Here is an 11,798-nt window from a genome sequence, read left to right as displayed (position 1 = left end):
CCCGAAAACCGTCGAGTACGCAGAGAGTCCGCGTACTCGGCGGTTGCCGGCTAACGGGTGGGGCGGGCCGGCCGATAGAGGAGGCCGTGGAGACCCTGTTCGTCGCGCTGCGCGTCGTCGTCGTGCTCGGGGTGATGGTCGCGCTGCTGTGGTTCGTGCAGCGCCGCATCACCAAGGGCCGCTCCGGCGCGCGTGGGAGGCGGGGCAACGCGGTCACCGTGGTCGGCCGGCAGGGCGTCGGCCCGAAGGCGTCGGTCGTGGTGGTCGACGTCGACGGCAACCGCTTCGTGCTCGGTGTGACCGAGCGCCAGGTGAGCGTGCTCCACACGGGTGAGCGTCCGCAGGAGGCGGAGGTCACCCGGCTCAGCCCGGTGCGCGCGGCCACGACGGCAGCGCCGTCCGACAGCACAGAGACAGACACCGAAACCACAGCAGCACCCGCGGTCACGACGGCCGCATCCGCTCCGGTCGCCAGAACCGGCACGGACGACAGGCAGGATGCCGACTTCCTCACGGCGCAGGGACGCGCCTCGCTCTTCGACGAGGCACTCAAAGGCTCGATCCTGTCACCCGCGACCTGGCGGCAGGCGAGTTCGGCGGTGCGGCAGCGCCGGTGACGGGTCGCGTCGCCGGGCCCCTCGTGCGCACCGGCCGCGTGCCCCGTCTCGCCGTCGCCGGCATCCTCGTCGCCCTGATCGCCCTCGCCTTCGTGCTGCTCAGCGCGACCGGGGCGCACGCCACCCCCGTCCCGACCCCCTCCGGCCCGGACGGCCCGACCGGGGCGACCGGCGGAGGCGGCATCACCCTCGACATCAACGGCCCCAACGGCACCCCGAGCGCCGCCATCGTCACCCTGGTCGGCATCACCGTGCTGTCGGTCGCCCCGGCCCTCCTGCTGATGATGTCGTCGTTCACCAAGATCTTCGTCGTCCTGGCGATCACGCGGAACGCGCTGGCCCTGCCCTCCATCCCGCCGAACCAGGTGCTCGCCGGCCTGGCGTTGTTCCTGAGCCTGTTCATCATGAGCCCGGTCCTCGTCGACATCAACAACTCGGCGGTGCAGCCGTACCTCGCCGGCCACATCGACTTCACGGCCGCGGTGCATGCGGCGGAGGGGCCGCTGCGCGGCTTCATGGCCGCCCACACGCGCGAGGAGGACATCGCGCTGATGACGCGCGCCGCCGGCCGGGCGAACCCCGAGAACGTGTCGGCCGTGCCGCTGCTGACCCTCATCCCGGCGTTCATGATCTCGGAGCTGCGCGCGGCCTTCATCATCGGCTTCGTCATCTTCGTGCCGTTCCTGGTCATCGACATGGTCGTCTCCGCGGCGCTGATGTCGATGGGCATGATGATGCTGCCGCCGGTCATGATCTCGCTGCCGTTCAAGATCCTGCTGTTCGTGCTGGTCGACGGCTGGGGGCTCATCGTGACGAGCCTCATCCAGAGCTACGGGGGCGGCGGATGAACGCGCACGCCGTGCTCGACATCGCCATGCAGGCGCTCATGGTGACCGCCAAGCTCGCCGCCCCGATCGTCGTGACGGCGCTCGTGGTCGGCTTCGCCATCTCGCTCGTGCAGTCGATCACCCAGATCCAGGAGGTCACGCTCTCGTTCGTGCCCAAGGCGGCGGCGGTCGCCGTGGCGCTGATCGTGTGCGGCCAGTGGATGATCAGCGAGCTGGTCTCGTTCACGCACGTGCTCTTCGACAGCCTCCCGCGACTCCTCGGCGGCGGCTGATGAACATCCCGATCGATCTCGCCGCGATCGAGGCCGTCGCGCTCGCCTCGCTGCGCATGGTCGCCTTCCTCGTGATCGCGCCGCCGTTCTCGTACAACGGCTTCCCGGCCCAGGTGAAGGGGATGCTCGCGATCGGCCTCGCGGTCGCCGTCGCGCCCCGGGTCGGCGCCGGCTACCGGGTCGGCGACACGGGAGCCTTCCTGCTCGACATGGTGCGCGAGCTGGCGGTCGGCGCGACGCTCGGGTTCCTGGTGTTCCTGGTATTCGCGGCCATCCAGTCCGCGGGCAGCCTGATCGACCTGTTCGGCGGCTTCCAGCTCGCGCAGGCGTTCGACCCGCAGTCGATGATCAACGGCGCCCAGTTCACCCGGATGTTCCAGCTGACCGCGCTCGCGCTGCTGTTCGCGAGCGGTGGCTACCAGCTCATCATCGGCGGGCTGGTGCGCACCTTCACCGCCGTCCCGCTCGCCGCCGGGATCGGGATGGCCGACCCGGCGAAGGCGATGGTCGACGGCCTCACCCAGATGTTCCTGGCCGCCCTGCAGATCGCCGGGCCGCTGCTCGTCGTGCTGTTCCTCGCGGATGTCGGCCTCGGCCTCCTGACCCGCGTGGCCCCCGCGCTCAACGCCTTCGCGCTCGGGTTCCCGCTCAAGATCATGCTCACGGTCGTGCTCGCCGCGATCGTGTTCGTCGCGCTGCCCGGGGTCGTGTCGAGCATCACCGGGACCGCCGTCAAGACCATGCTGGGGGTGACGCCGTGAGCGACGCGCAGGAGCGCACCGAGCAGGCGACCGACAAACGGATGAAGGAGGCCCGCGAGAAGGGCCGCCTCGGCAAGTCCAACGACCTCACCGCGTGGGTCGGCGTCGGCGCCGCCGCGATCATGCTGCCGTTCACCCTCCAGCTCGGCAGCGACGCCGCCGTCGACCAGCTCTTCTCGGTGCGCTCGGTGATCGAGAGCCCCGACCCGGCGAAGGCGCTCGCCGCGCTCGGCGACGGGCTCGGCAGCATCCTCGCCACCATCGGCCCGCTGCTCGCGGTCGGCGCCATCGCGGTCGTCGGCGCCGCGGCCGTGCAGGGCGGCGTGCACCTCAAGAAGCTCGAGGGCAAGTACGAGCAGTTCAACGTCGTCGCGGGCCTCGGCCGGCTCTTCGGCATGCGGGCGCTGTGGGAGGGCGCGAAGACCCTCCTCAAGTCGGCCGTCGTCGGCATCGGCCTGTACCTCGTCGTGCAGGGCCTCATGCCCGTGCTGCTGACCTCTGGCAGCATGCCGCTGACCTCGCTGCTGTCGGCGGCGCAGGGAGGCTCGGCGGGCCTCCTGCAGGCGGCCGTCGGCGCCGGCCTGGTGCTGGCGGGGCTCGACGTGCTCGTCGTGATGCGCCGCAACCGCAAGCAGACCCGCATGACCAAGCGCGAGGTGCGCGACGAGCAGAAGAACAGCGACGGCGACCCGCTGGTGAAGTCGCACCGGCGCTCCCGCCAGCTCGCCATGAGCCGCAACCGGATGATCGCGGCGATCGGCGGCTCGGACGTCGTGCTCGTGAACCCCACCCACATCGCCATCGCGATCAAGTACGAGCCGGGCAAGTCGGCGCCCCGCGTCGTCGCGAAGGGTGCCGGCGCCATCGCGCTGCGCATCCGCGAGAAGGCCGAGGAGGAGCGCGTGCCGATCGTGAAGGACATCCCGCTCGCCCGCGCCCTGCACGCGAGCTGCCAGCTCGGCGACGAGATCCCGGTCGAGCTCTACAACGCCGTCGCCCGCGTGCTCGCCTTCGTGATGTCGCTCAAGGCGCGCGGCTCGGCCTCCGGCTTCCACACCATGACCACCCCCGCACTGTCTGGAGGGCTCGTATGAGATCGACCGCTGCCAAGGTAGCCGTACCGATCGGCGTCGTCGGCATCATCATGCTGCTGGTGGTCCCGGTGCCGGCCTGGCTGCTCGACACCCTGATCATCGTGAACATCATGCTCGCGCTGGTGATCCTGCTCACCACGATGTTCGTGAAGAAGCCGCTCGACTTCTCGGTGTTCCCGTCGCTGCTGCTCGTGGCGACGCTGTTCCGGCTGGGTCTCAACGTCGCCTCCACCCGGCTCGTACTCGGCGAGGGCTACGCCGGCCAGGTCATCCAGGCGTTCGGGCACGTGGCCGTCGGCGGGTCGATCATCATCGGCGCGGTCGTGTTCCTCATCCTGATCGTGATCCAATTCGTCGTCGTCACGAAGGGCGCCGAGCGCGTCGCGGAGGTCGGCGCGCGCTTCACCCTCGACGCCATGCCCGGCAAGCAGATGGCGATCGACGCCGACCTCAACGCGGGCCTGATCACCGAGGAGCAGGCGCGCGAGCGGCGGGCCGAGGTGTCGGCGGAGGCGGACTTCTACGGCGCGATGGACGGCGCCTCCAAGTTCGTCAAGGGCGACGCCATCGCCGGCATCCTCATCATCATCATCATCAACGTCGTCGGCGGCATCGCGATCGGGATGCTGCAGCGCGGCATGGAGCTGGGCGACGCGGTCAACGCCTACACCCTCCTGACCATCGGCGACGGCCTGGTCACGCAGATCCCCGCGCTGCTCATGGCCGTCTCCACCGGCATGATCGTGACCCGCTCGAACGCCGAGAACGAGATGGGCACCACCGCGAGCGGGCAGCTGAGCCAGTCGCGCCAGGCGCTGACCATCGCGGGCTGCGCGGCCATCGTCATGGCGCTCATCCCGGGGATGCCGCCGATCCCGTTCGTGCTCATCGGGGCCGCGCTGATCCTCGCCGCGCAGCGGATCAAGACCGCGCAGGCGGCGGCGAAGAAGGCGAAGGCCGCGCAGGCCGCTGTCGCCGGCGCCACCAAGCCCGAGACGACCGAGGACCTCATGGAGCAGATGCGCGTCCACGCCCTCGAGATCACGCTCGCGCCCGACCTGGTCGACATCGTCAGCGGCGCCTCCGACGACCTCCTGTCGCGCATCCGGGCGCTGCGCCGCAAGATCGCGCTGGAGCTCGGCGTGATCGTCCCCCCGGTCCGCACGCGCGACAGCGCCGACCTGCCGCCGTCGACCTACGTCATCAAGATCGCCGGGGTGGAGGCGGGGCGCGGCCAGGCCCCCGGCGGCCGCGTGCTCGCGCTCGGGGACGCGCTGGACGGGCTGCCCGGCACCCCGACCGTGGAGCCGGTGTTCGGCCTCCCGGCCAAGTGGGTGCCGAGCGAGATGCGGCACAGCGCCGAGCTCGGCGGCGCGACCGTGATCGACCGGGTCTCGGTGCTCATCACGCACCTGTCGTCGGTGATCACCGCGAACGCCGCGCGCCTGCTCACCCGTGAGGACGTCCGCCAGCTCACCGAGGGCGTCAAGCAGGTGAACCCGCCCGCGGTGGAGGAGCTCATCCCGGCGCTGCTGAGCCTCGCCGAGGTGCAGCGGGTGCTGCAGGGCCTGCTGGTCGAGCAGGTGCCGATCAACGACCTCCCGCGCATCCTGGAGGCGCTGGCTCTGCGCGCCAAGGTGTCGAACGACCCGGAGGGGCTCGTGGAGGCCGCGCGCGCCTCCCTCGGGCCGGCGGTGGTCGCGCCGCACATCGACGGCGGCCTGCTGCGCGTGATCATGATCGACCCCGGCCTCGAGCAGGCCATGCTCGAGGGGCTGCGGCCGGGCGAGAACGGCACCCAGATCGTGCTCGACCCCAGCCGGCTGGAGGCGGTGCTCGGCTCGGTCAAGCAGACGGCGGGCGCGCTCGACGAGGCCGGGCTCTCGGCCGTGCTGGTGTGCGCGCCGGCGCTGCGGCCCGCGATCCGGCGGCTGGTCGCCGGGCAGGTGAGCGGCCTCCCGGTGCTGTCGTACCAGGAGGTCACCGCGGTACAGGCGCAGATCGAGACCGTAGGGGTGGTGCGGGTTGCCGAGCCGATCGCGGCCTGAGTGGCTGGGCGCGGACGCGCTCGGCGACGTCTACGGCGACGACGAGGTGCTGCCGGCGGTCTCGACGTCGTCGCTCGCCTTCCAGTCCATCCTCGACGACCTCGTGCGGGCGGTGGACGCGCCCGCGGCCGCGGCGCCCGCGCCCGCTGCGCCCGCGCCGCCACCTGCCGCGCCCGCGCCGCCCGCGCCCGCGCCGCCCGCGCCCGCGCCGCCCGAGCCTCCGACGAGGGGCGTCGTTATGCCGGAATTCGCGCCGGATAGCGACACAACGACGCCCCTCGATCATCGGGAGGAGGGGGCACGGGGTCGCGGGCGCGTGCCCGAGCGGTTGCGCGGGCGCGGCGACCTGACCCTGGTCGTCGGGCTCGGCGCCGACGCCGAGGCGGCAGGCCGCATCCTCGCCGCGACAGCGGGGGTGGAGGTGCCGGTCCTGCCCCTGCCGGACCGCCGCGCCGCGCTCGCCGCACGAGCCGACGGCGTCCGCTCCGAGCGTCCGGTGGTCGGTGTGGTCAGCCTCCCCGGGCCGCTCGCCGTGCCGGCGCTCGCCGCGGACCTGGCCGGCGTCGAGCCCGACCAGGTGTGGGTGGCGGTCGACGCCTCGCGCAAGGAGGACGACACCGCCGCCTGGGTCGCCGCCGTCGACGCGGTGCTCGCGGTCGACGCCGTCGCCGCGACGAACGCGGCCCTCACCGCGACCCCGCTCGCGGTCGAGCGGCTCGGGCCGCCGGTGCTCTGGCTCGACGCGCCGCCTGCCGAGGCCGCCGACCGCCGGATAGGCTGATCGAATGCTGGTATTGACGCGCAAAGTCGGCGAGCGGGTGCTCATCGGCGACGACATCGTCGTCACGATCCTCGACGCGCGCGGCGACGGCGTCCGCATCGGCATCGATGCGCCGCGCGGCATCCGCATCCAGCGCGACGAGGTCGTGAAGGCCGTTACCGAGGCCAACCAGGAGGCGCGCGAGCAGGCAGCGACCGCCGAGGACGCCGAGGCGCTGATCAAGAAGTCGCTGGGGCTGTAGCGCCCCTGCGGACGCGACAGCCTCCGCCCTGACCGCAGCCGAGCCCGAGATAGTTTACGTACATGAACGATCTCACCTTCGATCCCTCCCGCACGGCCCTGCTCCTGATGGACGTGCAGAACGGCATCGTCGGCCGCCATCCCGACGTCGACGCCTTCGTCGCCGGGCTCGCACGCGCCCGCGAGGCCGCCCGCGGCGCCGGGCTGACCATCGGGTACGTCCGTGTCGCGCTCACCGCCGAGGAGCGCGCTGCGGCCCCGGCCGGGTCCCGCTTCGCCTCCGAGCAGCTCGACCTCGCCGGCCTGGCCACGCAGTTCCATCCGGCGCTCGTTCCGGCGGAGGGGGAGCTCGTCGTGCGCAAGAAGCGGTTCGGCGCCTTCAGCACGACCGGTCTGGCCGAGCAGCTGGCGGCGCGCGACATCGACACCCTGGTCCTCGCCGGTGTCTCGACCAGCGGTGTTGTGCTCTCGACCGTGCGCGACGCGACCGACCGGGACTACCGCCTCGTGGTGCTCGAGGACGGCTGCTGGGATGCGGACCCCGAGGTGCACGCGGTGCTGACCGGCAAGGTGTTCCCTCGCGGCGGCGTCACGGTGACGACGACCGACGGGTTCGTGGCGGCGGTGGGATAGCGGAGGCCGACCCGCACTGTCCACCGATCGGCGGACACCGCTGACCACCCGCCGCCGGTGCCGTCCACCTCCCCCTCGCCGCGAGGCTGAGGCCATGAATTCCGCAGCCTCGTCGAAGCCGGCCCTCGCCGGCCTGATCCTCGCCGTGTCGATGACGACGATCGACTCCACGATCGTCGCGCTCTCGTCCCCGTCCATCCAGCAGAACCTCGGCCTCAGTCACGACGGGATGCAGTGGGCGGTCAACGTCTACCTGCTCGCGACCGCCGCCTTCTTCCTCCTGGGCGGGCGCATCGCCGACGTGGTCGGCCACAAGCGCATGGCGCTGGTCGGCATCGCCGGCTTCGGGCTCACCTCGCTGCTGTGCGGGCTCGCGCCGGCGGGGGATTTCGCGGAGGCGTGGCTCGTGGGTGCGCGTGCGCTGCAGGGCGTCAGCGGCGCGATCATGTTCCCGGCGGCGATCGGGCTGGTCGTCGAGGGCTTCCCGCGTGAGAGCCGCGGCCGGGCGATGGCGATCTTCTTCGCCATCACGGGTGCGATGACCGCCATCGGCCCGATCGCGGGCGGCTACCTCACGCAGTGGACGTGGCGCGCGATCTTCTGGGTCAACCTCCCGATCGCGCTCGCCGCCTTCGTCATCGTGGCGCTGGCCGCGAAGCCGTCCACGCGCAGGCGCGAGCGGATCGACTGGTTCGGGGCCCTGGTCGTCGCCGTCGGGATGGGGCTCGTGGTGTTCGGGTTGCAGCAGGCGAGCGCGTGGGGCTGGGGCAGCCCGGCGGTGCTCGGGTCGCTGGCCGGCGGCGTCCTGATGCTCGTCGCGTTCGTGCTGCTGCAGGGCCGGAGCGCGCAGCCGCTGGTGCGGCTCGCGGCCTTCCGCGACCGCGGGTTCACGCTGTCGACGCTGGCGACGCTGTTCGCCTCCGTCGCCTTCATATCGACCTTCTTCTTCCTCAGCGTCTACGGCCAGGTGTCGCTGCAGCTCTCGGCGGCGGAGACCGGACTGCTGTTCCTGAAGTTCTTCCTCGGCTTCGTCGTGGCCAGCCGGATCGGCTCGGTGCGGTTCGACCGGCACGGCGCGAAGTACGTCGTGCTGGCGGGCGGGGTGATCGGCGCCGTCGGCTTCGGCTGGCTCGCGCTGCGGGTGACCGACCTCGGCGGCGACGCGCACGCCTTCTTCAACGCGCAGGCGTGGCCGATCATCGTGGCCGGCGCCGGCATCGGGCTGATGTTCAGCGCGGTCAGCACCGACGCGGTCAACCGCGCGATCGGTGCGAGCTACGGAGAGGTGTCGGCCATCTCGCAGACGATGAAGAACTTCGGAGGCGCGCTCGGCATGGCCGTGTTCAGCACGATCGTCACGTCACGGCTCACCAACCTGCTGACGACCTCGTTCGCCGGGTTCGGCGGCTCCGCGGACGACGCTCGCACCGCCGTCGAGCAGATCAGCGGGGCGTCGGGAGGCTCGGGCGGCTCGCTCGCGCAGCTCCCGCAGGCGGTGCGCGACCAGATCCTCCACGCGGTGCAGACGGACTACGCGGGAGCCGTGCAGTGGGCCTTCTGGGGCATGGCGGCGGCGATGGCGGTCGTCGCGGTCATCGGGGTGCTGTACCCGGCGGGCCGCACGTCGCTCCCCGAGGTGGCACAGGCGCCCGCCGGCGGCGCCGACGCGGCGGCCGAGCGTCCGGCTACAGTCTGATCGTGACTTCCACCGGCGACCTCCAGCGGGTCGAGGACCGCGCCTTCGGGGACTGGATCGGCTACTCCGCGGTCGCCACCGTCGCCACGGCGGCCATCGTCCTGGCCAACCCGGTCTACGGGTTCGGCCGGTCGGCGGCCGCCGCGGCGATCGTGGTCGCCCTCTACCCGGTGTACTGGTTCCTGGCGCGGCCGAGCCGCTCCGGCCTCCGCTCGAACTCGTGGCGGGCGTGGACCTACATCGCGATCGCCGTCGCCGGGTACCTGGTCGCGATCGCGCTGACCGACTGGGCCAACGTGGCGCTGTTCGTGCTGTCGCCGCAGATCTTCCTGCTGCTGAGCTTCGTACCGGCGTGCACCGTGATCGTGCTGCTCAACGTGGGCGGCCTGGTGGTCCGCCTCGGCGCCGGGGAGATCACCTTCGCCGACCTGGCGGGGACCGCCGGCATCACCGTGCTGGTGATCGCGATCTCCATCTACTTCAGCAACCGGATCACGGCGGTCACGAAGGAGAGCAAGGAGCGCGGCCTCCTCATCGACCGGCTCCGGCTGCAGCAGGCCGAGATCGCCGAGCTGTCGGAGCAGCAGGGAGCGGCGGCAGAGCGCGAGCGCATCGCCCGCGAGATGCACGACACGCTCGCGCAGGGCTTCACGAGCATCGTGACCCTCGGCCACGCGGTGCAGGCCGAGCTCGCGACCGACCAGGAGGCGGCCCGGCGTCACATCGAGCTGATGACGGTGACCGCGCAGGAGAACCTGCAGGAGTCGCGCCGCATCATCGCCGCGCTCACCCCCGGGAGGCTCGCCGAGGACTCGCTCGATCGCGCCCTGCGCCGGGTGACGGCGCGGTTCGAGGACGAGACCGGCGTGCCGGCGGCGTTCGCGGTGTCCGGGGAGCCCAGGCCGGCGCCGGCCGGCATAGAGGTCGTCGCATTGCGGGTGCTGCAGGAGGCGCTCGCCAACGTCCGCAGGCACGCGGGCGCCCGCGCGGTGTCGGTCGAGCTGGCCTACGAGCCCGACACGCTGCGGCTGCGCGTGGCCGACGACGGAAGCGGCTTCGACGCGGACGCGCCTCGGGACGGCTTCGGCATCGACGGCATGAGCGCCCGGGTGCGGGAGGCCGGCGGCCGTTTCGAGCTGAGCGCGCGGCCGGGGGCGGGCACCACGCTGAGCGCGACCCTTCCTGCGCCCGCCGCGACCCCGTCCGCCGCCCGAGAGGAGCCCCTCCCGTGATCCGCATCGTGCTGGCCGACGATCATCCTGTCGTGCGCGAGGGCATCCGCGGGATGCTGCAGGCGTACGACGACATCGAGGTGGTCGGCCAGGCCTCCAGTGGCCCGGAGGCGGTCTCGCTCGTCGCCGCGCTCGCCCCCGACCTCGTGCTCATGGATCTGCGCATGCCAGGCGGAGACGGCGTCGCCGCGACACGCACGATCACCGCGCAGCATCCCGGCACCCGGGTCGTCGTGCTGACGACCTATGAGACGGACCAGGACATCCTGCGCGCCATCGAGGCGGGAGCCGCCGGGTACCTGCTGAAGGACATCGCGCCGGCCGAGCTGGCGCGCTCGGTGCGGGCGGCGGCCGGCGGAGAGACCGTGCTCGCGACCTCCGCGGCGACCGCGCTGCTCGGCCGTGTGCAGGGCAGGCAGGCGGCGCCCGACCTGTCGCCGCAGGAGGTGCGCGTGCTCCGGCTCGCCGCGGACGGCCGCACGAACGCCGCGATCGGCGCCGAGCTGTTCATCGGCGAGGCCACCGTGAAGACATATCTCAGCCGCGCCTACGACAAGCTCGGCGTCTCCGACCGGACCTCGGCGGTGCGGCGCGCCCTGGAGCTGGGCCTGCTCGACCACCCGGCAGAATGACGGCATGTCGGTGTTCAGGACGGAGCGCGGGATCGACCGCCTCGTCAACTTCTCGGACGCCACGGTCGCCATCGCGATCACGCTGCTGATCCTCCCGCTGGTCGACGCCGGCGCCGACGTAGGAAGGCTGACGCTCGGGCAGTTCATGGACGAGCACTTCTGGGAGGTCATCGCGTTCGCGGTGTCGTTCGTCGTGATCGCCCGCTTCTGGCTGGTGCACCACCGGGTGTTCGACTGGCTCGCGGCGTACACGACGCCGCTGCTGTGGCTGAACTTCCTCTGGCTGGCGACGATCGTCTTCATCCCGTTCACCGCCAACGTCCTGTCGTCGAGCGAAGGCGAGCAGCCGGGCGTCTACGCGCTGTACATCGGCAACATGCTGCTGGCGACGCTGACGATGCAGGCGATGGGGATCCTCATCCAGCGCACGCCCGGCATGGCGATCGAGGAGGCGCTGCCGGCGATGGATGCGACCCGCGGCTGGTCTACGAGCATCCTGATGGCGCTCGCGCTGGTGCTCGCGGTGACCGTGCCGGATGTCGGGATGTGGTGGCTCTTCGTGCTGTTCCTGTCCGAGCCCGTGCACCGCCTTCTGCGCGCGCTGTTCGTGCGCACACCTTCCCGAACGGAGCGCTGAGGGATACCGTCGGCACCGAACAGGCAGGAGAACCGATGCGCTCTAAGACCCTCTTCGTCCTCGTCGCGATCGTGGCGGCCTACCTCCTCGGTGCCCGCGCGGGCCGCGACCGGTACGAGCAGATCCTGGGCTCCGTCACGTCGTTCTGGAACTCGCCCGACGTGAAGGCCGCCCGCAAGAAGGCCGCCAAGCAGGCCGCGAAGGCCCGCGGCCGCTAGCCGCCGATCCCCGGCCCAGCCGCCGATCCCCGGCCCAGCCGCCGATCCCCGGCCCAGCCGCCGAGCACAGGAAAAACGTCCCTCACCTC

At 71.9% G+C, this 11,798-nt stretch carries 14 protein-coding genes; all 14 read left to right on the top strand.

The genetic code is table 11. The features are described 5' to 3' along the window. Nucleotides 1–86 precede the first annotated feature (86 nt). The 14 genes from fliO to ACR9ZG_RS15145 all read left to right on the top strand — a co-directional run bounded on the left by fliO (nt 87) and on the right by ACR9ZG_RS15145 (nt 11,709). Complete coding sequence (fliO, locus tag ACR9ZG_RS15210) at nt 87–617, top strand: flagellar biosynthetic protein FliO (RefSeq protein WP_481285689.1); 531 nt, start codon at nt 87–89, stop codon at nt 615–617. A 23-nt stretch (nt 618–640) separates the two neighbouring features. After that, a complete protein-coding gene (fliP, locus tag ACR9ZG_RS15205) occupies nt 641–1,465 on the top strand; it encodes a flagellar type III secretion system pore protein FliP (protein WP_481285690.1) in 825 nt (274 codons plus the stop codon). Beyond that, on the top strand, nt 1,462–1,737 hold the full coding sequence (locus ACR9ZG_RS15200; RefSeq protein ID WP_481285688.1) for a flagellar biosynthetic protein FliQ: 276 nt from the start codon (nt 1,462–1,464) through the stop codon (nt 1,735–1,737). Before fliP ends, ACR9ZG_RS15200 begins: the two co-directional genes overlap by 4 nt. After that, nucleotides 1,737–2,498 (top strand): flagellar biosynthetic protein FliR, encoded by a 762-nt coding sequence (locus ACR9ZG_RS15195; RefSeq protein WP_481285687.1) that lies wholly within the window; start codon nt 1,737–1,739, stop codon nt 2,496–2,498. Before ACR9ZG_RS15200 ends, ACR9ZG_RS15195 begins: the two co-directional genes overlap by 1 nt. Continuing rightward, nucleotides 2,495–3,592 (top strand): EscU/YscU/HrcU family type III secretion system export apparatus switch protein, encoded by a 1,098-nt coding sequence (locus ACR9ZG_RS15190; protein ID WP_481285686.1) that lies wholly within the window; start codon nt 2,495–2,497, stop codon nt 3,590–3,592. The genes ACR9ZG_RS15195 and ACR9ZG_RS15190 overlap by 4 nt, the downstream gene beginning before the upstream one ends. Continuing rightward, complete coding sequence (locus ACR9ZG_RS15185; protein WP_481285685.1) at nt 3,589–5,640, top strand: flagellar biosynthesis protein FlhA; 2,052 nt, start codon at nt 3,589–3,591, stop codon at nt 5,638–5,640. Before ACR9ZG_RS15190 ends, ACR9ZG_RS15185 begins: the two co-directional genes overlap by 4 nt. After that, nucleotides 5,618–6,421 (top strand): hypothetical protein, encoded by an 804-nt coding sequence (locus tag ACR9ZG_RS15180; RefSeq protein WP_481285684.1) that lies wholly within the window; start codon nt 5,618–5,620, stop codon nt 6,419–6,421. The genes ACR9ZG_RS15185 and ACR9ZG_RS15180 overlap by 23 nt, the downstream gene beginning before the upstream one ends. 4 nt (nt 6,422–6,425) lie before the next feature. Next, a complete protein-coding gene (gene csrA, locus ACR9ZG_RS15175) occupies nt 6,426–6,662 on the top strand; it encodes a carbon storage regulator CsrA (protein ID WP_481285683.1) in 237 nt (78 codons plus the stop codon). Between the two features lie 62 nt (nt 6,663–6,724). After that, on the top strand, nt 6,725–7,294 hold the full coding sequence (locus ACR9ZG_RS15170) for a cysteine hydrolase family protein (protein WP_481285682.1): 570 nt from the start codon (nt 6,725–6,727) through the stop codon (nt 7,292–7,294). Nucleotides 7,295–7,388: 94 nt separating this feature from the next. Next, nucleotides 7,389–8,990 (top strand): MFS transporter, encoded by a 1,602-nt coding sequence (locus tag ACR9ZG_RS15165; protein ID WP_481285681.1) that lies wholly within the window; start codon nt 7,389–7,391, stop codon nt 8,988–8,990. A 2-nt stretch (nt 8,991–8,992) separates the two neighbouring features. Next, entirely contained in the window at nt 8,993–10,222 is a 1,230-nt protein-coding gene (locus ACR9ZG_RS15160; RefSeq protein WP_481285680.1) for a sensor histidine kinase, read from the top strand. After that, nucleotides 10,219–10,854, top strand: a complete 636-nt coding sequence (locus ACR9ZG_RS15155; RefSeq protein WP_481285679.1) for a response regulator transcription factor — start codon at nt 10,219–10,221, stop codon at nt 10,852–10,854. The genes ACR9ZG_RS15160 and ACR9ZG_RS15155 overlap by 4 nt, the downstream gene beginning before the upstream one ends. Before the next feature lie 4 nt (nt 10,855–10,858). Beyond that, entirely contained in the window at nt 10,859–11,491 is a 633-nt protein-coding gene (locus ACR9ZG_RS15150; RefSeq protein ID WP_481285678.1) for a TMEM175 family protein, read from the top strand. A gap of 35 nt (nt 11,492–11,526) precedes the next feature. Then, nucleotides 11,527–11,709: a hypothetical protein gene (locus ACR9ZG_RS15145; RefSeq protein WP_481285677.1), complete on the top strand. Its 183-nt coding sequence runs from the start codon at nt 11,527–11,529 to the stop codon at nt 11,707–11,709. The last annotated feature ends 89 nt before the right edge of the window (nt 11,710–11,798 follow it).

It is taken from the genome of Leifsonia sp. KNZ12-8B (genome assembly GCF_056755495.1).
Note: the sequence above shows the minus strand (reverse complement) of the source record. Positions and strands in the feature narration are given on the sequence as shown.

What these genes read in the sequence shown, in the direction of transcription:
- ACR9ZG_RS15150 (WP_481285678.1), top strand. Translation starts at nt 10,859, where the DNA reads ATGTCGGTGTTCAGGACGGAGCGCGGGATCGACCGCCTCGTCAACTTC.
- ACR9ZG_RS15200 (WP_481285688.1), top strand. Translation starts at nt 1,462, where the DNA reads ATGAACGCGCACGCCGTGCTCGACATCGCCATGCAGGCGCTCATGGTG.
- csrA (WP_481285683.1), top strand. Translation starts at nt 6,426, where the DNA reads ATGCTGGTATTGACGCGCAAAGTCGGCGAGCGGGTGCTCATCGGCGAC.
- ACR9ZG_RS15185 (WP_481285685.1), top strand. Translation starts at nt 3,589, where the DNA reads ATGAGATCGACCGCTGCCAAGGTAGCCGTACCGATCGGCGTCGTCGGC.
- ACR9ZG_RS15195 (WP_481285687.1), top strand. Translation starts at nt 1,737, where the DNA reads ATGAACATCCCGATCGATCTCGCCGCGATCGAGGCCGTCGCGCTCGCC.
- ACR9ZG_RS15145 (WP_481285677.1), top strand. Translation starts at nt 11,527, where the DNA reads ATGCGCTCTAAGACCCTCTTCGTCCTCGTCGCGATCGTGGCGGCCTAC.
- ACR9ZG_RS15165 (WP_481285681.1), top strand. Translation starts at nt 7,389, where the DNA reads ATGAATTCCGCAGCCTCGTCGAAGCCGGCCCTCGCCGGCCTGATCCTC.
- ACR9ZG_RS15170 (WP_481285682.1), top strand. Translation starts at nt 6,725, where the DNA reads ATGAACGATCTCACCTTCGATCCCTCCCGCACGGCCCTGCTCCTGATG.